We start from the raw sequence: 24,060 nt of genomic DNA on the forward strand, positions 1-24,060 counted from the left end.
TGTCAGGGCAAGGATCGGTAGCCCCCGCCGGAAACTCGGCCAACGTGCGACCTCGGGCGGATCACGGAAACGCCGTGCGAGACCCTACCCGCCCAGGAGGGCGGATTCCAGCAATTTCTCTTCTTCCTGGGTGTGTACGGCGTACGAGCCGGTGGACGCCGCAGCCGCGACCGGCCGCGAGATCAGCCCCAGATCGAACTCCCGGCCCAGCCTGGCCGACATCGCCGGCTGGAAGTGGGCGGCGAGGAACTCTCGCGGTCCCTGGTTCGACGGCTCGTCCTGCACCCACCGGATGTCGCTCACGTGGCCGTAGGGGGCCAGCTCGGCGGCCAGCTCCCGGTCGGGGAGCGGGAACAGGCGTTCCAGGCTGAGGATCGCCACCTTCTGATCCAGACCGAGGCGGCTGCGCTCGCGGACGAGTTCCCAGCGGATCTTTCCGGAGCACAGCAGCACCCTGCCGACCGTGGACGGGTCGGCGATCGTCGGATCGCCCAGCACCGGCCGCCAGGTGCCGGAGGTGAACTCCTCCGGCATGGACGCGGCCAGCTTGTTGCGCAGCATCGACTTCGGCGTGGCGACCACGAGCGGACGATGCCAGTTGACCTGGACGTGCTGACGCAGCAGATGGAAGTAGCTGGCGGCGGTCGACGGCTGGCAGACGGCCATGTTGTCGCCCGCGCACAACTGCAGGAAGCGCTCGATGCGTGCGCTGGAATGGTCGGGGCCGGTGCCCTCGTAGCCGTGCGGCAGCAGGAGGACGACGCCGGACTTCTGCGTCCACTTGCTGAAGCCGGAGCTGACGAACTCGTCGATGATCGTCTGGGCACCGTTGACGAAGTCGCCGTACTGGGCCTCCCAGCAGACCAGGGCGTCCGGGGCGGCGACGGAGTAGCCGTACTCGAAGCCCATCGCCGCGTACTCCGACAACAGGGAGTCGAAGATGTCGAACGGGGCCTGATCGGCGGTGAGGTGCTTGAGCGGCACCCACGACTCGTTGGTGGTCCGATCGACGATGGCACCGAAGCGCTGGCTGAACGTCCCCCGGCGCGTGTCCTGGCCGCTGATGCGTACCTGGTGGCCCTCCATCAGCAGGGTGCCAAAGGCCAGCAGTTCGGCGGTCGCCCAGTCGATGGGGCCCGACAGGATCGCCTTCGCGCGGCGTTCCAGCTGCGGGGCGACCTTCGGATGCACGTGGAAGCCCTCGGGCAGGGTGCTGTACACGGCAGCGACCCGGGCCATGGCCTCGGCGGTGGTGGGGGTCGCGAGCCCCTGCTTCGGCTTCACGGGGTACTCGGGGGCGAGCCGGTACTCGTCGGCCTCGCGCGGCACCTCCGGGTCGCGGACGTTGGTGAAGACCTCCTCGAGGCGGGCCCGGAACTTGTTGACCGCCTGCTCCGCGTCCTCGATCGAGATGTCGCCACGGCCGATCAGCTGCTCGGTGTAGATCCTGCGCACCGAGCGCTTCTTCGCGATGAGGTCGTACATCAACGGCTGGGTGAAGCTCGGGTCGTCACCCTCGTTGTGCCCGCGCCGCCGGTAGCACAGCATGTCGATGACGACGTCCTTGCCGAACCTCTGACGGAACTCGAGGGCGATCTGCGCGGCGCGCGCGCAGGCGTCCGGATCGTCACCGTTCACATGGAGGATGGGCGCCTGGATGGTCTTGGCGACGTCGGTGGCGTAGATCGAGCTGCGGCCCTCGGCGGTGCCGGTGGTGAACCCCACCTGGTTGTTGACGACGATGTGGATCGTCCCGCCGTTGCGGTAGCCGCGCAGCTGGCTCATCTGCAGGGTCTCGTACACGACCCCCTGCCCGGCGAAGGACGCGTCCCCGTGCATCAGCACCGGCAGCACCCGGTATTCGCCGTCGGACGACTGCCGGTCGTTCTTCGCGCGGGCGATGCCCTGCAGGACGGGGTCGACGGCCTCCAGATGGGACGGGTTGGCGGCCACCGACGTGCGCACCGTGCGTCCGCTCGCGGCCGTGTACTCGCCGTCGGCGCCCAGGTGGTACTTCACGTCGCCGCTGATCACCTCGACGCTGTCGGCGCGGTTGTCGAACTCGCGGAAGACCTGGGAGTAGAGCTTGCCGACGATGTTGGTGAGCACGTTGAGCCGCCCGCGGTGGGGCATGCCGATGCACACCTCGTCGATGCCGTCGTCGGCGGACTCCTCGCAGATCTGGGCCAGGATGACGATCGCCGACTCGGCCCCCTCGAGGCTGAACCGGGTCTGGCCGACGTACTTGGTCTGCAGGAACGTCTCGAAGACCTCGGCCTCCGACAGCTGATCGAGAATCCGCAGGTGCTCGGTGCGGGGGCGTGGCTGGTGCGGCCCCTCCAGGCGCTCCTGCAGCCAGCGTCGCTGCTCGGGATCGTGGATGTGCATGTACTCCAGCCCCGTGGTGTGGGCGTACGAGTCGCGCATGATGTCGAGGATCTGGCGCAGGGTGAGGAACAGCCCGTCCTGCCCGCCGATGCGCTTGACCGGGAAATCACGGTCGAGGTCCCACAGCGTCAGGCCGTGGCTCTCGAGTTCCAGATCGGGGTGCGTGCGCATGCGGTACTCGAGTGGGTCGATGTCGGCCTGCAGGTGCCCGTAGACGCGGTAGGCGTGCACGAGGCTGGCGACGCGGGCCTGCCTGCCCACCTGATGGTTGCGGTTGATCGGGATGTCGGCCGCCCACTTGAGCGGCGGGTAGGGGATGCGAAGAGCCTCGAAGATGCGCTCGTAGAACCCGTCGGCGCCGAGGAGCAGCCGGTGGATCTCGCGCAGGAACTCGCCGCTCTGAGCACCCTGGATGACCCTGTGATCGTAGGTGGACGTCAGGGTGGTGACCTTGCTGATGCCCATCTGGGTGAGGTTGAACTGGCTCGTCCCCTCGAAGTCGGGGGCGTAGTCGATCGATCCGACCCCGAGGATCACTCCCTGGCCGGGCATGAGCCTGGGCACCGACATGTTGGTGCCCAGCCCGCCCGGGTTGGTGAGCGAGACCGTGGTGTGGGCGAAGTCGTCGACGGTCAGCTTGCCGTCACGCGCTTTGCGGATGATCGCCTCGTAGGCCGCGTAGAACTGGCTGAAGTCGAGATCCTGGGCGGCCTTGATGTTGGGGACCAGCAGCTGGCGGGTCTCGCCCTTGACGACGTCGACGGCGATGCCGAGGTTGACGTTGGGATGTTCGACCAGCACCGGCTTGCCGTCGGTCTCGTCGTAGCTGGAGTTCATCGCCGGAACGGCGTTGATGGCCTGCAGCATGGCGAAGCCGATGATGTGGGTGAAGCTCACCTTGCCGCCGCGGCTGCGGCGCAGGAAGTTGTTGATCGTCGCGCGGTTCTCGATCACCAGCTTCATGGGCACGGTGCGCACCGATGTTGCGGTGGGCATCGACCGGGAGGCGTCCATGTTCCGGGCGGTGCGCATCGGGGCGCCCTTGAGGATGGTCCGGCGCGGCTCGTCCGAGGCCGACGTGGGGCGCTCGTACGGGTTGGGGACCTCGGGGCCGAGGCTGCTCGCCGCACCCGGCTGGCTGGGGGTCTCGACCCCCGCCTTGCGCGGTTCGACGGTCGGGATCGGCGCTCCGCCGGTGCCGGTGGGCCTCGCGGCGGGGCGCGGGCTGGTGGGAGCGGAGGATGTCGATGTGGTCCTGGGCCGCGCGGAAAGGCTGGCCACCGCGTCGACCGTTCGCTTCGTGGGGGCTGATGCGGTGGGCTTGGCCACCGCGGTTTGCTGCCCCTCGAAGAAGTCGACCCACACTTGGTCGACCGATGAGGGATCCTGCCGGTACCGCTCGCGCATCTCGTCGATGAGCCAGTCGTTCGCGCCGAAGTCGTCAGACATGTCAGATGTGGCCGCAGGCCACTCCTCGCCCCTTCCGGTGTGAGTCCGTTCCCACGGTTGCGGGCCGGTGGTTGCATGGTCAACTCTAACGGCCTTGGGTCACCCCTTGTGAACCCCGCCAGCGAGTCTTTTTCCGGGTCGTTACCCTACGCTCCCCAGTCGCCAGGCCTCACGGAGGGCAGCAGTGGCCGTCGCCACCGTAAGAATGATCATCAGCAGGTTGCGTCCGACGAGGAGCAATGTGGTCGAGACATGGGGCGGATCCGCGAGAATGCCGCCGTAGCCGAGGGGGAAGACCAACTGCGTCAGCGCGGCGACGACCAGCCCGAGACCGCCGAGCCATCGCGCCTCGATGCGCTGTCGGCGCGGCACCGGAAGAGTCACGAGCACCGCCAGCGGCCCGGACAACCAGATCATGTACTGGGGACTGAACGTCTTGTTGGCGACCATCACGGCGCAGATCAACGCGGTCTGGGCCAGCACGATCGCGTGCGTACGTGCCATGCTCCGCTCGGGATCGGCTGCGGCGCGGGCGCTGTGGCCCGGCAGGCCGGCCCCGCCGAGGGCGATGAACCAGGCCAGGACGACGGCGAGCACCACGAACAGCCCCATCAGCACGTCGGCGACGACCAGCCACGCGTCCACACCCGGGCCGTAGATCTCCCATGCGTTGTACTGCGACAACTCCAGCCAGTGCGACGAATCGGGGTGGAAGGCGCGCAGGGCCATCAGCCACGTGGCGGGGATCGACTCGATCTGCAGGCCCCGGTCGGACTGCCAGACCAGAGGTGAGGCGGAGCGCTCCCAGCCGAAGAGCAGCAGGGAGACCAGGCCCAGGGCGCCGCCCGCGGCGAGGAAGCCCAGGCCGCGGCGTCGTCCCGGCCGGTCGACGCCGAGCATGGGGGCCACGAGGACGGCGGGCCACAGCTTCGTCGCGGCCCCCAGCGCGACGGCTGCCCCGGCCGATCCCGGTCGGCGGTTGAGCCAGACCAGTCCGGCGAGCACCGTGACGGCCGGGATCAGATCGATGCGGAACCAGATCAGTGAGCCGACGAGGAAGGTGAACGTCGCCCAGTAGGTGGCCGCCCTGCGGCTGAAACGCGTCCACAGCCAGATCGTGGCCGCCGCGTCCAGCAGGAACATCAACGCCACGAAGGTGGCGACGTAGGTGTTCTCGGACGAGCCCGCCACCCGTGCGAGAACACCCAGGAACACGGCGATCGGGGTCGGGTACTCCACCAGGGAACTCCCGATGTCGCCGGAGGCCGACTGCCACAGGTAGTAGCGCACGTCGTTGTCGATGAACTGCTCCCGCCTGTACCACAGGACGCCCATCACGGCGCGGCTCAGCAGCCAGATCACGGTGGACGCCAGCGCCGCGACGGCTCGTCCCGACTGGCTCGCGGCAGGCACGGGGGGAGTGGGGCGTGCCGTCGCGGCGGTGGCGCTCATGCGTCCTCCATGGTCGGGTGGTCCTGGTCGGCGGGCGTCGGGCCCGCCCGGCCCACCGACCGCGAGCCGGGGCGCACGAATCCCCAGACCCACTTCACCACGACCCCCAACAGGACGCAGACGAGGACATTGCGGATCACGAGGACGACGGTGATCGGGAAGCGGACCCATCCGGCCAGTGTGGTGTCGCGCACCAGGGGGTCGTACCCGATCGGGTACACGATACCGGTCAGAAGCGTGATCAGCAGGATCATCACCGAGGTGTGCCACACGCGTGCCCGGTCGCCGGCGTAGCCGGGCGAATCGGTGGTCCGCCGGCCGAGGATCGCGTAGGCGGCCGCCTGCGGCCCGCCGAGCCAGATCATGTACTGGGGGCTGAAGGTCTTGTTGGTGGCGATCATGACGAGGATGACGAGCAGCATCAGCGCCGCCGCCTCCATCGCCCGCCCGTGGCCCCGCCGCCACCAAGCGAGGTAGGCGATCGCGATCGCCACCATGCCGACGATCGTGGCGATCGAGCTGGTGGCTTCCCAGAACGGCACGCTGAGGCCGTAGATCTCGAAGGCCTGGTACCGCGAGATGGTGACGGCGTAGTCGAACAGGCCGGTCGCGCGCAGCAGCATGGGCACGCTCGCCCAGATCGACTCCACCTGCAGCCCGCGTCCGCTCTGCCAGGTGAGCGGGGAGATCAGGCGATCCCACCCCGCCCACAGGAGGGAGACGAGGGCCAGCGCTCCTCCCGTGACCCAGAATCCGAGGGACGCACGCAGCTTGTGACGCCAGGTGCCCCCACACAGGGCCGGCCACAGGAGGGCGGGCCACAGCTTGATCGCCGCACCCGCCCCGGCCAGGGCGCCCGAGGCCGACCACCGGCGCCGCAGGAGCAGCAGCAGGCTGGCCCCGGCCAGCACCGAGGTGACCAGGTCGAAGCGCAGGTAGACGGTCGGCCCGATGAAGGCGATGAACAACGTCCAGAAGACCGCCGCGTGCGCCCCCAGGCGTCCACCGAGGCGCCACAGGGCCAGGGTGTACCAGATGTCGAGCCCGAGCATCATGAGGACGAAGACGATCACGTAGCCCTGCTGGGTGCCGAACCCGAGCAGCCAGGGCACCGTCAGCAGCCACAGCACCGGCGTCGGGTATTCGGTCATGGTCTGCGCCGGGCCGACGCTCATCATGTTCTCGATGTGCTCGTAGTAGTAGACGACGTCGCCCTGTGTGGACGGGGTGAGCACCCCCCACACGAGGAGCACCGCCAGGCGTGCGACGAACCACAGCAGAAGCAGGCTCCGGGGCGTCTCGAGATCCCAGTCGCGGAACACGCGGAGGCTGATCGAGATGAGCCGACGATGCCACACCGGTGGTTTCGCCCTGCTGGCACCCGACGAGTGGGGTGCCTCGTCCATTGCCGTGCCTTCCTTCCGGAGCCCTTCACCTTCGGTGGCCACGGCGCGGGGAATGACCTGGCCCGATGGGGCGCCCCCGGGGCGATTCGAACGCCCGCTCCCGCCTCCGGAGGGCGGTGCTCTATCCCCTGAGCTACGGGGGCATGGCCGTAAGCCGGCCAGCGCGCAAAGTTCAGGCTAGCAGCCCGGCGGCTGAAGCGGAAACCGCCGCAGATTCCATCGTTCGGCGGCGACTGGCCCGTGGCTGCGCCGTCTGGGACAATGGCACATTGTGACCCACATGCATGTTGCCGGGGCGATCCACGCGGACGTCTCCTCGCCGGGGCCCCAGTGGCTGGAGCGACCGGCCGACGTCAACGCGCTCGATGCGTCGCTGTGGAGCGACACCACGTTCCGCGGCTCGGACGGCGCGCTGGTGACCGGTGGCATGCCCGTGACCACCGCACTGGCCGAGACCGGATCGCCCGTCTATCTGCTGGACGAGGCCGATTTCCGTCGGCGCGCCCGGGACTTCCGCACGGCCTTCGCCGGCTGGGACGTCTACTACGCGGGCAAGGCCTTCCTGACGAGGACGATCGCTCGCTGGGTGGCCGAGGAGGAACTGTTCCTCGACGTGTGTTCGGGCGGCGAGCTGCGCACCGCCCTGCTCGCGGGGTTCCCCGCCGAGCGCATCGGGATGCACGGCAACAACAAGAGTTCCGACGAGCTGGCCGCGGGCCTGCAGGCCGGGGTCGGGCGGATCATCGTCGATTCCTTGGACGAGATCGGCCGCATCGAGCGGCTCTGCGAGCTGCACGGCTGGCACGCGCGAGTGATGGTGCGTGTCACCCCGGGCGTCGAGGCGCACACCCATGAGTACATAGCGACCGCCCACGAGGACCAGAAGTTCGGTTTCTCGATCACCAACGGGCAGGCGATGGTGGCGATGGTCCGGTGCCACTACAGCCCCCAGATCACGTTGATCGGCGTCCACAGCCACATCGGCTCACAGATCTTCGACACCGGCGGGTTCGAGGTGGCGGCCCGCCGCACGATGAAGCTGATGGCGCAGTTCCGCGACGCGACCGGCGAGCTGCTGCCCGACCTCGATCTCGGTGGCGGCTTCGGGATCGCCTACACCAGCGACGACAGCCCCTCGACGCCGGACGAGCTGTCCTCCAACCTGCGCGAGATCGTCGCACTGGAGGCGAGGGCCCATTCGATGCCGGTGCCGCGGATGTCGATCGAGCCCGGCCGCGCGATCGTGGGACCGAGCACCATGGCCGTCTACACCGTCGGGACGGTCAAGCCCGTCGACCTTGAGAGCGGGGCCCAGCGGGTCTACGTGAGCGTGGACGGTGGGATGAGCGACAACATCCGGCCCGCGCTGTACGCGGCCGAGTACTCCGCCGCACTCGCGAACCGGGCCTCGCACGCGTCCCCCGTGTTGTGCCGGGTCGTCGGCAAGCACTGCGAAGGCGGCGACATCCTCGTCCACGACGTCTTCCTGCCCTCCGACATCAGGCCGGGAGACCTGGTCGCGGTGCCGGCGTCGGGCGCCTACAGTCGGGCCATGGCGAGCAACTACAACCACACCCCGCGTCCTCCTGTGGTCGCGGTGCGCGAGGGGTCGCTGACGACCCTGCTGCGCCGCGAGACGCTGGACGACCTGTTGGCCCTGGACGTGGGGGAGTGAGCGGTGAGTGGAGGAGGAATCCCGATGGACGGTGAACCCTTGCGGGTCGGGCTGCTCGGCGGGGGAACCGTCGGCAGCCAGGTGGCCCGCCTGATCCTCGAGCACGGTGACGACCTGGCGGCCCGCATCGGCCGTCCGCTCGAACTGGTGGGGATCGTCGTCCGCAACCTCGATCGGCCGCGACCGGGCCTGCCCGCCAGCCTGCTCACCACGGACGCCGAGGGGCTCGTCACACGCGAGGGCATCGACATCGCCATCGAGCTCATCGGCGGGATCGACCCGGCGCAGGACCTGATCCTCAAGGCCATGTCGCACGGTGCCTCGGTGGTCACGGCCAACAAGGCACTGCTGGCGGCCAAGGGGGACGAGCTGTTCGGCGCGGCCCAGCACGCCGGCGTCGATCTCTACTACGAGGCCGCGGTGGCCGGTGCGATCCCGATCGTGCGTCCGCTGAGCGAGTCGCTGGTCGGTGACGAGATCCAGGTGGTGATGGGCATCGTCAACGGCACGACGAACTACATCCTCGACAAGATGACCGCCGAGGGCATGGACTACCAGACCGCCCTCGTGCAGGCCCAGGACCTCGGGTACGCCGAGGCCGATCCCACCGCGGACGTCGAGGGGCACGACGCGGCGGCGAAGGCCGCGTTGCTCGCCAGCCTCGCGTTCCACACACGCGTCCGGGGCGACCAGGTGCATCGCGAGGGCATCACCGGCGTCGCGCCGCAGGACATCCGTGCGGCACGCGGCCTGGGATGCGTGGTGAAACTGCTGGCGGTGGCCAAGCTCCTCGACGACGGCCAGATCAGCGTGCGCGTCCACCCGGCCATGGTGCCGAACACGCATCCGCTCGCCTCGGTGAAGGGCGCGTACAACGCCATCTTCGTCGAGGCAGCTGCGGCGGGGCGCCTGATGTTCCTCGGACCGGGCGCGGGCGGCGCGCCGACGGCCAGCGCCGTGGTCGGCGACCTGGTGACAGTGGCCCGCAACCGGTCGCGGGGCGTCGTCGGCCCCGTGCAGCCCATGTACAACGACCACGAGGTCGCCCCGATGGGCCTGGTGACCACGCGCTACTTCGTCCGGCTGAGGGTGCAGGACGAGCCCGGCGTCCTGGCGGGGGTCGCCGGCGTCTTCGCCCGGCACCACATCTCGGTGCAGGACGTGCAGCAGACACCCGCGGGTGGCAAGGCCGGCGACGCGTCGGCCGAGTTGTACCTGCTCACCCACGAGGCCAAGGAGGCCGACTTGCTGGAATGCGTCGCAGACCTACAGGCCAGCCCGCAGGTGCAGGCAGCCGTGCGCTTCATGCGCGTCGAGGGCATGTGATGAGCATGCCCGGCCGGATCCCGGAAGCCGGACGCCGATGATCGTCGCCTGCCTCGACCTCGAGGGCGTGCTCGTGCCCGAGATCTGGATCAATGTGGCGGAGCAGACCGGTATCGCCGATCTGGCCCTCACCACTCGCGACATCGCCGACTACGACGAGCTCATGGGGCATCGTCTGCGGGTGCTGGACGAGCACGGGCTGGGTCTGGCCGACATCCAGCGGGTGATCGCGGGTCTCACGCCTCTCCCCGGGGCGCCGGAGTTCCTCGACTGGCTGCGCGAGCGCTTCCAGGTGATCATCTTGTCCGACACCTTCTACCAGTTCGCCGATCCGCTGATGGTCCAGCTGGGCCGTCCCACACTGTTCTGCCACGATCTCGAGGTCACCGCCGCGGGGCGCATCTCCGGCTACCGGCTTCGTATGGCCGACCAGAAGCGGCACTGTGTGGCGGCGTTGCAGCAGGTCAGGTTCGCCTGCATCGCCGCGGGCGACTCGCACAACGACACGTCGATGCTCGGTCAGGCGGACGAGGGGATCTTCTTCAACCCGCCGCGCGCCCTGGCCGACCGCTTCCCGCAGTATCCGGTGGCGTACGACTACGCCGAGCTACGCACGCAATTCCTCGCGGCGCAGGAGCGGATCACCGCGTCCTGACCGCCCTGCGCGGCTCACAACTGCACGGATCACGGGAATACGTGCATTCCCGGGGTCGTTATTTCGGTGGATGATTTGCTAGCCTTGACTCGGCACGGCGATTTGAGACGCCGTCATGGGTCTGATTGTTCAAACCCATGCGTCCGAGAAAGCTGGACGACTGGCCACCTCCTCAGGACCACCGGATCCACCGGTTCGCCCTTCGGGTGACCTCCGATTCACATCATCCGGATGACCGAACCCGAACATCAGCACGCCTCAGGCCTGTGCAATTCGAGCCGTGGCGATGCGTCGGGGCTGCGGGGACAGCCCCAAAGGAAAGGAATCTCGTGACCGAGACTTCAACTGGCCCACAGACCGGCCTGTCGTCCCTGTTGCTGCCGGAGCTCAAGAAAATGGCTTCCGGGATGGGCATCAAGGGTGCGGGCACCATGCGCAAAGCCGATCTTGTGACGGCGATCCAGGCGTCCCAACGTGGTCGTGGCGCCGCGCCGTCGACGCCGCGCGCCTCCGTGGGCGCCGTAGAACTCCACCAGGAAGCGTTGCCCGCCGTGACCGAGGCCGGGCCCGCGAAGACGCCTGCGGCGTCCGCTTCCGGTGACACCGTCGTCGCCGGTCCGCAGTCCGACGGGGCTCAGCCCTCGCGCCGCAGCCGTCGGCAGCGTGGCGAGCGTCCCCAGGAAGCGGGTGAGCAGGCCGTCGAAGCCCGCGTCGAGACCCCCGTGCGTGAGACCCACGAGCGTGTGAACGAGCCGGCGCCCGTGGTGGACTCCGACGGCACGTCGGACGAGGTCGGCGCCCGCCTGGCGGCACTGAGCCAGGACCCGAAGGTGCGTGAGCGCCTGCGTGAGCGGGGAACGAACCGGCCCGCCGAGCAGACCAAGCCGGCCGACGCCGGCGTCGATCTGGCGCCGACCCAACGTCAGGCGCCCGCGACCGTGGTCAGCCCCTCGCGGGACGACGACTCGTCCCAGCCCAACAGCCGCCGCTCGCGGCATCGCCGGCAGCGCGACCGGAACAATAACAACAACAGCAACCGCCGCAACCGGGGCTCGTCAGGCGACGTCGATCGCGTGGACGAGACCGTGCGTGAGGACGACGTCCTCATCGATGTGCGTGGCATCCTCGACGTCCTCGACAACTACGCCTTCGTCCGGACTGCCGGATACCTGCCCGGTCCGAACGACGCCTACGTGTCGTTGTCGATGGTCCGCAAGAACGGGCTGCGCAAGGGCGACATCGTGAGCGGCGCGATCCGCCAGCCCCGCGAGGGCGAACGCCGCGAGAAGTACAACCCGCTGGTCCGGCTCGACACCGTCAACGGGGTCTCTCCCGATCAGATGAAGGACCGCCCGGACTTCAACAAGCTCGTCCCCCTGTACCCGCAGCAGCGGCTGCGCATGGAGACCACACCGCAGAACATGACCGGCCGGATCATCGACCTGGTGAGCCCGATCGGCAAGGGACAGCGCGGCCTCATCGTGTCACCCTCCAAGGCCGGCAAGACGATGGTCATGCAGTCGATCGCGCACGCGGTCACCGCCAACAACCCTGAGGTGCACCTGATGGTCGTCCTGGTGGACGAGCGTCCCGAGGAGGTCACCGACTTCCAGCGGACCACCACCGGTGAGGTCATCGCGTCGACCTTCGATCGTCCGGCCGAGGACCACACGATCGTCGCGGAACTGGCGATCGAACGGGCCAAGCGCCTGGTCGAACTGGGACGCGACGTCGTCGTCCTGCTGGACGGCATCACCCGCCTGGGACGCGCCTACAACCTGGCCGCCCCGGCCTCCGGCCGGATCCTGTCCGGCGGCGTCGACTCCGCGGCCCTCTATCCGCCGAAGAAGTTCTTCGGTGCGGCGCGCAACATCGAGAACGGCGGCTCTCTGACGATCCTGGCCACGGCGCTGGTCGAGAGCGGATCGAAGATGGACGAGGTCATCTTCGAGGAGTTCAAGGGCACCGGCAACATGGAGCTGCGGCTCTCGCGTCAGCTCGCCGACAAGCGCATCTTCCCCGCCATCAACGTGGAGGCCTCCGGCACGCGGCGTGAGGAACTCCTCATGGGACGCACGGAGCTCGACATCATCTGGAAGTTGCGCCGGGTGCTGTCCGGCCTCGAGGACCAGCAGGCCCTCGAGATGCTGCTCAGCCGTATGCGCAAGACCCAGAACAACTCCGAGTTCCTCGTCCTCATCAGCAAGACCACGCCCAGCGCCGACTGAGCCGCGCCGGCCGTTCCCTCGCTCCGAGCGGCGGAACGGCCGGGAGGCCGCCGCGCCTATGGACCCGCTGATCAATGCGGGTAACGCTGGCTGAGTTTGTCGGAGCCCGTTTCCGGACGGCAGTTCCCTGACCCTTCGACAGGCTCAGGGATCGTTGGTCAGCGTTTCTTTAGGGACCCGCTGATCAATGTGGGCAACGCTGGCTGAGCCTGTCGAAGCCCGCTTCCGGACGACAGTTCCCTGACCCTTCGACAGGCTCAGGGATCGTTGGTCAGCGTTTCTTTAGGGACCCGCTGATCAATGTGGGCAACGCTGGCTGAGCCTGTCGAAGCCCGCTTCCGGACGACAGCTCCACGACCCTTCGACAGGCTCAGGGGTCGTTGGTCAGCGTTTCCCTATGCGGGCTCGATGACCACGCCGATGTCGGCGGGTCGCCCGGCGTACATCCACGAGCTGGCCAGGCCGTCAACGCCCGTGGCCGCGTAGTCGGCCGCGTTGGTCCCGGTGATGCCACCTGCCGCGATCAGGACGATGCGCTGATCCACTTCCCGGACGGCGGCGACGATCCCGGCCAGCTCGGACGGCGGGACCTTGTCGAACTGCAGCCCGTCGACCCCGGCCGCGGCGAGCAACAGCGCCTCGTCCCGCCTCGTCACCTCGGCCAGCACCCTCTTCTCGCACGCGTCGCGCCGTAGCCCGGGGACGGCGTCGACGAGTGCCTCGATGCCACCCAACAGCGCCGTGTGCTGCTCGAACACGAGCACGGTCTCCGACAGCCCGAGCCGGTGCGGCAGCGCGCCGCCCGCTTCGAGGGCCTCGATGGCGAGTTCCTTGACGCCGGGGAAGACCTTGCGGGTGCCGAACACGCCGATTCCCGGCGCCGCCGAGCGGGCCGCGTCCACGAGTGCGCGGGTTCTGGTGGCTATCCCGCAGCAACTCTCGAAGACGTTGGCGCACACCTTCCATGCCGCGTGCAGACCGGCCGCCGGGCCCTCGGCCACCAGCAGCGGATCCCCGCGTCCGACGCGCTGCCCGCTGTCGAGGCTGAACGTGATCTCCGCGCCGACGCGTCGGCAGAGCTCCCGTGCCACGGGGACGCCCGCGACGACGATCTCGTCACGGGCGGCGAAGCGGATGCGTGCCGCTCGGTCGCCGATGCCGAGCAGGTGGGTGGTGAGGTCGCCGTAGGGGACGTCCTCGGCCAGCAGCCGATCGATCAGGGCGGTGCTCGGTGCAATCACGGTGCCTCCTCGGAACATGTCACCAGCCTGAGGCCCCGATGTTGCATGCCGGTGACGCCCGTATGGCGGACACCCTGGGGACCGCACGGGATCGTCCGCCTGCCGGGACAACCGGGCCTCCTTGCTGAGGCAATCAGGAGCCTCGGCGTCCCCGCGGGGTGAAAACCGGGGTGATTTCACCGGCCCGGGCTCAGCGGCGGTGCCGGCCACCTGAGCGGCACTCCTAGCCTCCCATAGGGATGGTCCGCGGGGGATGGACCACCGAATGCGCCGCTCCGGACGATGAGCCGCTGGGCCAACGCATTCGACCTGGCTTGAAAGGGTTGGTCGTGGGGCGCTCGAGAAAACTTCTGGCCGTACTGTGTGGGTTCGCCGTGGCCTGCGGGATGCTGACGCTGCCCACAGCGCCGGTGTCGGCCGCAGTGGGTGATCGCACCTCGATCGTCAAGAGCGCGACCGCCACGACCGTGGCGCCGGGCGACGAGTTCGACTACCAGATCCAGATCCAGTGCACCGACTTCGACGATCCCTGCGAGGACGTCGTGGTCACCGACCCCGTGCCCGCGGAATACCTGATCAACGGCGACGTGACGGTGGTGGGCAACGTCGCCGCCGAGGCGTCGGTGGACGGCCAGAACGTGACCGTCCACTTCAGCGCGCCGGTGAGCGCGGGCTCGACCCACACCATCACCATTCCGGTACGGGTCGATCCCGACCTCCCGCGATCGGCCAGTGGGCTACCGGTGACCAACACCGCGACCATCGTGGCGACCAACGCCGATCCGGTCTCCGACAGTGCCGTCGTCACCCCGGAGGTGCCGCTGACGCTGGGCGCGGAGTTGACGAAGATCATCACGCCGGAGAGCGGCACCGCGAATCCCGGCACCAGTACGTTGCTCACCTTCGCCGCGACGAACTCGTCCAACGACGCTGTAGACAACCTCACGATCCAGGATCCCTACGACCTGTCGAACCTCAGCTCGACGACCAACCCGTTCCACTACCTGTCGCCCACCGGGACGGCGACCGTCAGCCAGCTGCCCGAGGGCGCCGACCAGGTGGTGCTGTCCTACTACGTCGACGGCAGCTGGGTGAACGGTCCGGCCAGCGCCGGTGGCACGGTCTCGGGCCCGGCAGTCGCCGACCTGTCCACCGTGCGGGCCGTCCGGCTGGTCTTCTCCGGGGCCATCGAGGCCCAGGCGGTCGCTCGCGTCCAGGTGAACGTCGCTCAGAACGACCGGGTCACCGAGCTCACCGACGACTACACCGTCAACAACCAGGCATCCGCCACAACCGCGGTCGGCGAGACGACCTCGAACCCCGACACCAGTTCCGACACCTACTTCATCGGCTCCGGCGACCTGGCGGCCTCCGCGGGCAAGTCCTTCAGCCCGTCTGCCGTGACATCGGGCGAGGACACCACCCTGACGCTGACGGGCACCAACACCTCGTCGGAGACCGTCAACCGGATGATCTTCCTCGACAACGCCACCGACATCTTCAGCGACGGGGTGTCGGTCACCGGGTGGGGGAACGTGACCTGGCCGACGGGTGCCACCGAGGCCGACATCACCTTCGAATGGCAGCCGTCCACCGGCGGTTCCTACACCGTCGGCCCGTTCACCACCGATGTCGTCGGCACACTGCCGGCGATCCCAGAGCCGACGAACCCGGGTGACGTCCTTGTCGGCTTCGGCGTGGGCTTCACCGGCGACATGCCGGCCGGCGCGTCCACCAGCATCGGCGTGACGCTGAGCACCCCGGCCGACGGTGGCGATCATCTCGACGCGGACTCCGCCACCCCCGGTGTGCAGTGGCCCAACGAGGTGCAGCTCACCACGCAGATCACCGACCCCGACAACCCGCTGAACGGCTCCCAGGGGGTGGCCACCGGCGACGCCGTGCTCACCACCTATTCGCCGCAGCTCCAGGTGGACGCCGCCAAGAACATCACGCCCAGTCGGATCCTCGGTGTGGCGGGCACGGGCGTCGTCGTCCAGCTGCCGACGACCGTCGCCGATTACCCGGACACGCCGTCCGATCTCGAGGGTGCCTCGACCGTCGGGGCCCGGACGATCGTCGTCCAGGATCCCTCCGGCACCCCGACCGGCACCGACGACTGGTGGTCCGCGTTCGACGCCAGCGCCATCACGCAGACAGCGGTACCCGCCGATGCGACGCTGCGCGTCGACTACTACGACCTCAATGCGCACGAGTGGCGGACGCTGCTGAGCGACATCGCCGGCCCGGCCATCGTCAACCACACCATCGACGACTCGATCCGCGACGTGATCGGGGGCCTGAGGTTCACCTTCGTCAGCGACGAGGGCACCACCTTCGATCCCGGCACCACTGTGCAGCCGAACTACACCGCCACCCTGCGTGAGACCCTCACGCAGGAGCGCTCCTTCACCAACGCGTATGCCGCCTCGGCCAGCAACGGCGACCTGAGCGACGACGACGGGGACACCGGTGAGGTGGGCGTCGAGCCTCCGGCAGGGGACGGCACCGGTAACCTCATCGACAAGGAGTTCGTCTCCGATTCCGGCATGGCCACGGTCAAGGCGCGGTCCGGCGACCAGGTCACCGCTCAGCTGAACTGGTCGACCGGTGGTTACCAGTACCTCGACCAGATGGTGATCAGCGACACCGCGGATCCCGAGGACACCGCGGTGGCCAGCAGCGTCTTCGACGCCTTCGACCTGGTGTCCGTCCAACGGATCACCGCCGCGATGGACCCGTTGCTCACCTACGACCAGGTCACGAGGGTGGAACTGTGGAACGGCACGGACTGGGTGCGGGCCACCAACGACCCTTGCCCGGACGCCTGTGACGGTACCTTCCCCGGGGTCACGCTGACCTCGGACGAGCAGGACACGACCCTGGGCGTGCGCTTGGCAGTCGTCGAGTCACCGACTCGGGCCGACCGGATCGGCACCGATCCGACCGCTCCGCAGGTCGGCACCGGGGTGGCGAGCTCGATGGGCAACGATCGCGCACTGCGACTGGTCTTCGAGGTACGGGACACCCGCCGCAGCGACAGCGCACCGGCGCTGGGCACCTTGCTGCCCACGCCGACCGGCACCACCTACAACGTCGCGGGCGAACCGGGCATGGTGGACAACACCGCGCGCGCCACCGGCTACGACGGGGACTCCCAAGTGGCCACCGACACAGCCGATGACACCGTCACGATCCTCGACGTCCCGCTCAACGTCGGCATCGACAAGTCCTGGAGCGGTGGACCGCTGAGCGTGCCACCCGACGGTGTCTCGGCGCAGGACTATCCGTCCGGTCGGGTGACGATCTCCGCGACGAACCGGTCGGCGGCCAAGGTCGACTCGCTGACGATCAGCGATCCCGTCCAGGCCAGCAATCCGAACGCCTGCGCGGCGTCCACCAGCCAGAACACCTTCGACGTCTTCGATCTGACCGGAATCGTGTCGATCAGCACGCCGGGGGGCGCCGATGCGACGCGTACGAGAATCACGCTCGACGGCGCCGACCCGGCGGTCTACAGCGGTGCGAACGCGATCTCGCAGGTACTCGCCCTCGACGCCGACGACCTGGCCGGCGTGACCGGCGTCACGGTCGAGTTCGGTGGCCGGATCGACGCCAGCGCCAAGGCGGTGCTCGTCTTCGACACGCGCTTGCGGGAGACGCTCCGCAGCGACGGTACGGACGTCACCGCTGGACAGACCATCTGCAACGTCGCCGAGGCGCAGGTCGCCGATGCGGGCGGCAACACGTCCGAGGCGACGCCGACGGCGCAGGACGATGCGTCCATCACGCTGCAGGCGGTCGGTATCGGTCTGGACGTCACGAAGACGATCACCCCGGAGCAGGTCACCGAACCGCAGAGCGGGCCGGTGGCCGTCGTCCTGACCGGGCAGCCCACCTGTGAGATGGCCGACGGGACGTGCGTGGGTTACTCCCGCGCCAGCGAGATGACCCTGACCGACGACGACCCGAGGTTCTGGAACCAGTACGACCTGACCGGGCTCGATGCGATCACGCTGGCCGCCCCGGTCGACCAGGTGCGCGTCGACGCGCTGGTCGGCGGCACCTTCTCGCTCGATGTCGACGGCAATCCGACGCTGACCGGCGGCACCTGGGTGGAGGGCGCCTGGAGCGACGGCAGCGCGCCCACGCTGCCCGACGAGGTGCAGCCCGCCGACGTGCAGGGGTTGCGGTACGTCTTCAGCCGCGCCGACGGCGGTATCTGGGAGAACCCGCAGTACCCCGTGGAGACGGTCGGTTTCCAGGCCACGCGGCGTGCCACGCTCAACGTGGGCACGGACGGCGGCAGTGACTCCCCGGTGCAAAGCGATCTGCTCGGCAACGAGCCCGCCCCGGGTGAGACCTCACCGGGCGTGGCCACCGACACGGTCGACGGGTTCGTGGAGGGCGCGGATCTCGTGCCCGACGGCGACGGCGGCTTCGTCCCGGTGAGCGCGACAGACACCGCGACCGACGATGTGACCTACCACCACGCGCTCAACGCGGTGGAGGTGACGAAGCTGGTCAACGGGGTGTCGACGACGCCTCAGGTGGCTCCGGCCAGCACGATCACCTACACCCTGACGATGACCAACACCGGCGACGTGCCGATCGTCGATCCCGTGATGGTCGACGACATGCCGACCGACGGCTCGGGGAACCCGGTGCTCCAGTTCGATCCGGACACCGAACCCGAGAGCTACTACAGCTACGCCCTCAGTGGGCAAGCGCCGGATCCCGCGTCCGGCACCGCGATGCCCACCGATGCCTCCCAGGTGACCTCCGAGGCGATTTTGGCGGACGACGGCACGATCACCCAGCTCCGATTCGGCTTCCCGGCCGGAACCGTGCTGGAGGTCGGCCAGACCTACACCGTGACGGTCGCGGTCACCACCCGGCCCGGCCTGGTGGAGGGTTCCTACACCAACACGGTCGGCGTCACCGGTGAGCGGGCCTGGGACTCGTGCAACGGCGAGATTCGCAACCCCGCGACCGCGGAGGCCTGCACGGCGCAGGCCGACTTCCGCGTCACCTCCGCGGTGGCGCTGCGTTCGCAGAAGTTCGTCCGCGCCGATCTGAGCAGCGGCCCCGACCTGGGGGTCTTCGCCACCAAGCAGGGCGTGGAGTGCGCGCCGGAGGATTCCGGGGCGGCCGAGGGCTTCTACGCCAACCCCTGCGTCCCGCGCACCGCGCCTGGCCAGGACGAGCAGTGGCGGATGGTGTTCACCAACACCGGGAACCAGGCGCAGACCCAGATGGTCGCTTACGACCTCCTGCCCTACCCGGGTGACACCGGGGCGATCAACCCCGGATCACGTGGGTCGCAGTGGCAGCCGGTGCTCGCCGGCCTTCCCGTCCTGGTGGATGCACCGCAAGGCGCGACACTCAAGGTCGAGTACCTCACGCAGGACGTGATGACCCGCGTCCCGGCCTGTGACGTCGGCTCGGGCACCAGCCTGCTGACCTGCCCGGAGGACGAGTGGCAGGAGCTGACGGGCACCGAGACCCGCGACGTGCGGGCCGGGATCCGTGCCCTGCGGTTCAGCGTCACGTTCCCCGAGACCGGAGCATGGGCCGGCGGTGGGCAGTTCTCGATCGACCTGACCACCACCACGCCGGCCTACGCGGCCGATGCGGACGTCGATCAGATCGCCTACAACTCGGTTGCGGCGATCGGTGAGACGGCTGCGGGCGCGTCGACGCTTCCCGCCGAGGGCTTGCGGGTCGGTGTCGCGCTGGCCAGCGGCCCGGTCGAGGTGGTCAAGGAGGTGACCGGCGATCGTTCCGACGTCGCACCCGAGAGCTTCGATCTCACGCTGGAGTGCACTTCGTTGGGAGAAGACGTGCCGTTGGGGGACGCAGCGAACCTGACGGTGACCGCCGGTGTGCCGGCGACGGTGGACGGGATCCCCTACGGCTCCGAGTGCACCGTGACCGAGCCCGGTGGCTCGGGAGCGACCGAGTTCACCGCCACCACCGTGACCGTCGGCGACGCCACGGGCTCACCGGCGAGGATCGTGGCCACCAACCGGTACGACGCCACCAGCCTGCGTCTGCTCAAGACGGTCGACACCAGCGCGGTCGACGCGTCCGGTGAACCGATCGGATTCGGGCTCTTCTCGGCGGAGGCGGTGTGCACCTTCGCGGGTCGGCCCGTGTACGCGGACGGCTACGAGCCGAACGCCCAGGGTGCCATGAGCGTCGACCTGGCCGCGGGCGAGTCCGCCGACCTGACGGGGTTGCCTGTGGGCGCGGTCTGCACGGTGACCGAGACCGACACCGCGGGGGCGAGCAGCACCTCGATCTCCGTCAGTCAGGGCGACGGGGAGCCTGTGGTCACCGACGGGGCGTCCGCCGGGGTCATCCTGGTGGCCGGTGAGGACCAGCCCGCGTCCACGGCCGAGATCACCAACGTCTTCGCGACCGGAACTCTCGCCCTGAGCAAGGTGGTCGACGGTGACGGCGCCGCCTTCGGCGTCGGGCCGTTCACCGTGGACGTGCGGTGCACCCTGCCCGACGGTGACGGGACGCGAACGGTGTGGGACGGCGAGGTGACCCTCGGTGGCACCCAGCCGTGGACGGCGGAGATCACCGACATCCCTGCCGGCGCCAACTGTGAGGCCGACGAGACCGGCACCGGTGGGGCGACGAGCGTGGCGATCGATCCGGGAACGGTACAGATCGTCGCGGACCAGACGGTGACGGCGACTATCACCAACACCTACGCCGTGGGTTCCCTCGAGGTGACCAAGCAGGTCACGGGCGCAGGCGCAGGGCTCTACGGCAGCGGCCCGTTCGAGGTGTCGCTGACCTGCACCTTGGCCGACGCGCCGATCGAGGTGCCGGGCGGTGCGACGCGTGCGTTCTCGGTGGACGACCCGGCACGTTACGACGGCCTGCCTGTCGGGGCGCAGTGCGTCCTGGACGAGACCGATGACGGCGGGGCCACCACCTCGGTCGTCGAGGTGGACGGCGAGCAGACCGACGAGGTCGGCATCGTGGCGGACGGGCCCGTCCGGGCGAGCGTGACCAACACGTTCGACCTCGGGGCGCTGCAGATCACGAAGACCTTCGCGGGCTTCAGCAACGGCCGCACCGATGACGGGTTCGACTTCGCGCTTGCCTGCACCTTGTCCGACGGCACGGCCGTGACCGTTCCCGGCGGCGCCGGGCGCACGGTGTCGGCCGACGGCGGATGGACGACCTCCTACGCTGATCTGCCCGCGGGGGCCACGTGCACACTCACGGAGACGAGGACCGGGGACGCCGATCATGTCGCCATGAGCGCCGACGGGCACAAGGTCGACGTCACCGGAGCCAGCGCCGCCGTGGTCGTCCCGGCCGGCACCGTCGGCATCGAGGTCGAGAACAGCTGGGGCGTCCCGTTGCCCTTCCTCGGCGGGCTGCCCCGGACGGGATCGTCGCAACAGGCGGTGCTCGCTCTCGGTGCGGCGCTCGTGGCGCTCGCCGGTGGCGTGTGGCTCGTGGCAGGCGTTCGGCGTCGCCGGGAAACCGCCGGACAGGCCCGCGGCTGATGGCGGGTCTGCCCGCGGTTGCCATGACGCGAGCGTGGCCGATCAAGGTCCGACGGCCTGCGACGAGGCTGGGGGAGCACTCGTCTAGCCTGAAGGCGTGCAGGACGAGATGGCCGGTGCTGGTGGCTCCCCAACGGATGTGACCGGCCTGCCGCGGAGCACCCCGTCGCATCTGGACCGGCCCCGGCTGCTGTCGCTGCTGGGCGGAGCCGAGTCGGAGCCGCTGGTGGTGCTCCAGGCGGGGTCGGGATACGGAAAGAGTGCACTGCTCAGTTCCTGGGCACACCACCAGGCGGCCTCCACCAGCCTGGTGTGGGTCACCGCGGGCGCCGTCGTCGATCCGGCCGACTTCTGGGGGATGCTGGCGGGCCGCCTGACAGAGGCGATCGGGCCCGTGGGAGGCATCGAGCCGCTGGCTCAGCACCGTGAGGTGGGCCCGGGCTTCGTCGCGGCCCTGGGCCGGGCGGCCGGTGAGGTCCCCGGTGGGCTGAGCGTGGTGATCGACGAGTTCGAGCGGCTCGCCGGCAGCCCGGTGGAGCGCGACCTGATCACCATGGTGTCGCGGGCTCCCGGTCTGCGGTTGCTGGTCGGTACCCGCGTCACCTCGTTGGTCGGCGATGTCTCCACCGCCGCACGCCTGGACACGATCCTGGTCGGCCCCGAGGCCTTGCGATTCACGGTGGACGAAGCCTCCGCCTTGGCGGCCCGGCTCGATCTGAAGCTGTCACCGCTCGACGTGCGCACGGTGTGGGACGCGACGGACGGCTGGCCGTTCGGGGTCCGTGCGGTGCTGGAGCGCCGTCGGAGGGCGCCCTCCGTGCCATCCTCGTTCGAGGCGCCCGGTGGCCGTGGAGCCACGGCGGATGCCGACGTCGTGCACGGTCTGCTCCGGGACGCTGTGGCCGACCTGCCGGGATTCGACCGGTTGCGGGCGGTGAGCGTCGTGGACACGTTCTCCATGTCTCTGGCCGAGGCCCTCGGCGTGGAGCCCCGTTCCCGCGAACTGTTCACGGGGCTCGCTGGTCGGGGACTCGGCACGTGGGAGAAAGCCGGTGGCGTCCGGGAGTTCCGTTTTCACCTGCTGGTACGCAGGATGCTCCGCGAGGAACTCGCGGCGGATCCGGACGCCGAGCGCGCCGCCTACCGTGCACTCGCCGTGTGGCATGCCGCCCACGGCGACCATGCGCGGGCGCTGGCCGCCGCTGTCGAGGCCCGCGACTGGGCGGCTGCCGGCCGAGCGCTGCGCCACTGCATCGGAGGGATAACCGAGATCCTTGGCCCGCAGGGGCCCGATCTTGCCGTCGTCCCGGCAGCCGCCCGCGCCCGCGACCCCCTGCTGGGCTACGCCGTGGCCGTGTCGCACAGCACTCGTGGCCGCTGGCCGCAGGCCGCCGCCGCGTACCGCCGGACGGTGGAGGCCTGCGAGGAACGAACCTCCGGGCACGGCGGGCCTCCCGTCGAGGCCGCGTGGTGCCGCGGCCTCGCGGCGCTCGCCCTGCGCCAACTCGGTCGCTGGGACGAGGTGCCGCAGGCTTTCGCCGACGCTTCCGGCGCCCTGGAGGCGATGGACGACACCGATCCCGATCTGGATCAGCTACGCAGCTTCTTCCATATCCAGCGCTCCTCGACCCTCATCAACCTCGACCAGTTGGAGGATGCCTCCCGGGAACTCGCCCAGCGCCCGGCGCTGTTCGATTCCCCCGACTTCTGGATCCCGCAACTCCACGTGGTCTCCCTGCGCGCCCTCGCCGCGGCCCGACTCGGGGAAACCCACCGGGCGGCCCGCGCGATCGACGAGGTGCGGGCGATGACCGGAGCGGCCCAGTTCGTCGGGACGGTCTATGCCAATCCGCTGCACCTCGCCGCCGCCGAGGTGGCGTTGGAGAGACTGGACCTGGACGTGGCCTCCCACGAACTCGAGATCCTCAGCCCCCGCTGGGCGACGATCGAGCGGTGGCCGATGCTGCTGGAAGTGGGCACGCGGCTGCTGTGGTTCACCGAAGGCGCCGAGGAGGCGCTCCGGCATCTGTCCGCGGGCATGGGGGAAAAACGTGGCGTGCCACCGATCACCCCGGGGCTGGCTGACGTGTTGCGTGCGCTGAGAGCCGACCTGCTGCTCGCCCAGGGCCGGACCGCCGAAGCGGCGCGCGTCATCGGCAGCGGGTCGGTCGCCGCCCGGCCCAGGCTGGTGCTGTCCCAGGCCCTGCTGCTCTTCCAGCGTGGCCGATGGACCTCGCTCGCCGCCTTCGGTGCCGCGCATCGTTCCGATTCCCGGCTGACGGCGGCCCCCCGTCTGTCACTGCTGCTCCTGGAGGCATCGGCTGCTTTGCGGCTCGGTTCCTCGCCCGCGGACGCGTTCTCCCGGGCGTTGGGGATCGCCGAGCGTCACGGGCTGCGGGCCGCCTTCGGCGTGATACCGCTGGAGGATCGCGAGGAACTCGCCGCCCTGGACCCGCGTGGACGGGACTTCTTGGACGTGCCGTTCCGGTTCGTCCCGGCCGCTCGTCAGGCAGACCTGACTGAGCGGGAGCGGATCGTGCTGGCCGAACTCGTCCGTTCGCCGGGGGCGGGCGAGATCGCCATCGCGCTGCAGGTCTCGCGCAACACCGTCAAGACCCAGCTGCGGTCGATCTATCGCAAGCTCGGGGTGTCCACCCGGTCCGACGCCATCGCCCGCGGGCTGCGTGACGGCCTGGTGTGACCCT

Annotated in this window: 10 protein-coding genes and 1 tRNA gene; 6 read left to right on the forward strand and 5 right to left on the reverse strand. The window is 69.4% G+C overall.

From position 1 onward, the window contains the following. Positions 1-84: 84 nt before the first annotated feature. From FB473_RS05345 to FB473_RS05360, 4 genes are all read right to left on the reverse strand, one after another. Positions 85-3,837 carry a multifunctional oxoglutarate decarboxylase/oxoglutarate dehydrogenase thiamine pyrophosphate-binding subunit/dihydrolipoyllysine-residue succinyltransferase subunit gene (locus tag FB473_RS05345; protein WP_167165416.1) on the reverse strand — a complete coding sequence of 1,251 codons (3,753 nt, stop codon included), beginning with the start codon at positions 3,835-3,837 and terminating at the stop codon, positions 85-87. A 141-nt stretch (positions 3,838-3,978) separates the two neighbouring features. Continuing rightward, entirely contained in the window at positions 3,979-5,289 is a 1,311-nt protein-coding gene (locus FB473_RS05350) for a glycosyltransferase 87 family protein (RefSeq protein WP_167165417.1), read from the reverse strand. Continuing rightward, positions 5,286-6,695, reverse strand: a complete 1,410-nt coding sequence (locus tag FB473_RS05355; protein ID WP_167165418.1) for a glycosyltransferase 87 family protein — start codon at positions 6,693-6,695, stop codon at positions 5,286-5,288. Before FB473_RS05355 ends, FB473_RS05350 begins: the two co-directional genes overlap by 4 nt. A gap of 71 nt (positions 6,696-6,766) precedes the next feature. Then, positions 6,767-6,838: transfer RNA gene (locus FB473_RS05360), tRNA-Arg, on the reverse strand. A 128-nt stretch (positions 6,839-6,966) separates the two neighbouring features. On the opposite strand from FB473_RS05360, the gene lysA reads away from it, so the two are divergent. The 4 genes from lysA (at position 6,967) to rho (ending at position 12,579) form a co-directional block, all read left to right on the forward strand. Then, complete coding sequence (lysA, locus tag FB473_RS05365) at positions 6,967-8,370, forward strand: diaminopimelate decarboxylase (protein WP_341770033.1); 1,404 nt, start codon at positions 6,967-6,969, stop codon at positions 8,368-8,370. A 24-nt stretch (positions 8,371-8,394) separates the two neighbouring features. Next, entirely contained in the window at positions 8,395-9,696 is a 1,302-nt protein-coding gene (locus tag FB473_RS05370; protein ID WP_167165419.1) for a homoserine dehydrogenase, read from the forward strand. 37 nt (positions 9,697-9,733) lie between these two features. Further along, a complete protein-coding gene (thrH, locus tag FB473_RS05375) occupies positions 9,734-10,351 on the forward strand; it encodes a bifunctional phosphoserine phosphatase/homoserine phosphotransferase ThrH (RefSeq protein ID WP_167165420.1) in 618 nt (205 codons plus the stop codon). Positions 10,352-10,680: 329 nt separating this feature from the next. Continuing rightward, complete coding sequence (rho, locus tag FB473_RS05380; RefSeq protein WP_341770034.1) at positions 10,681-12,579, forward strand: transcription termination factor Rho; 1,899 nt, start codon at positions 10,681-10,683, stop codon at positions 12,577-12,579. Between the two features lie 395 nt (positions 12,580-12,974). On the opposite strand, the gene modD is transcribed toward rho, so the two are convergent. Then, the gene (gene modD / locus FB473_RS05385) at positions 12,975-13,820 is read right to left on the reverse strand and encodes a ModD protein (RefSeq protein ID WP_208390448.1); all 846 of its coding nucleotides are present in this window, start codon (positions 13,818-13,820) and stop codon (positions 12,975-12,977) included. A gap of 329 nt (positions 13,821-14,149) precedes the next feature. Between modD and FB473_RS05390 the strand changes: the two genes are divergently transcribed. Next, positions 14,150-21,355 carry a DUF5979 domain-containing protein gene (locus FB473_RS05390; RefSeq protein ID WP_167165423.1) on the forward strand — a complete coding sequence of 2,402 codons (7,206 nt, stop codon included), beginning with the start codon at positions 14,150-14,152 and terminating at the stop codon, positions 21,353-21,355. 97 nt (positions 21,356-21,452) lie between these two features. Then, the gene (locus FB473_RS18410) at positions 21,453-24,056 is read left to right on the forward strand and encodes a LuxR C-terminal-related transcriptional regulator (RefSeq protein WP_167165424.1); all 2,604 of its coding nucleotides are present in this window, start codon (positions 21,453-21,455) and stop codon (positions 24,054-24,056) included. Positions 24,057-24,060: the final 4 nt, after the last annotated feature.

Origin of the sequence: Brooklawnia cerclae, from assembly GCF_011758645.1 — a bacterium.
Lineage (GTDB): Bacteria > Actinomycetota > Actinomycetes > Propionibacteriales > Propionibacteriaceae > Brooklawnia > Brooklawnia cerclae.

What these genes read in the sequence shown, in the direction of transcription:
- FB473_RS05370 (WP_167165419.1), top strand. Translation starts at nt 8,395, where the DNA reads ATGGACGGTGAACCCTTGCGGGTCGGGCTGCTCGGCGGGGGAACCGTC.
- thrH (WP_167165420.1), top strand. Translation starts at nt 9,734, where the DNA reads ATGATCGTCGCCTGCCTCGACCTCGAGGGCGTGCTCGTGCCCGAGATC.
- FB473_RS05350 (WP_167165417.1), bottom strand. Translation starts at nt 5,289, where the DNA reads ATGAGCGCCACCGCCGCGACGGCACGCCCCACTCCCCCCGTGCCTGCC.
- FB473_RS05345 (WP_167165416.1), bottom strand. Translation starts at nt 3,837, where the DNA reads ATGTCTGACGACTTCGGCGCGAACGACTGGCTCATCGACGAGATGCGC.
- FB473_RS05355 (WP_167165418.1), bottom strand. Translation starts at nt 6,695, where the DNA reads ATGGACGAGGCACCCCACTCGTCGGGTGCCAGCAGGGCGAAACCACCG.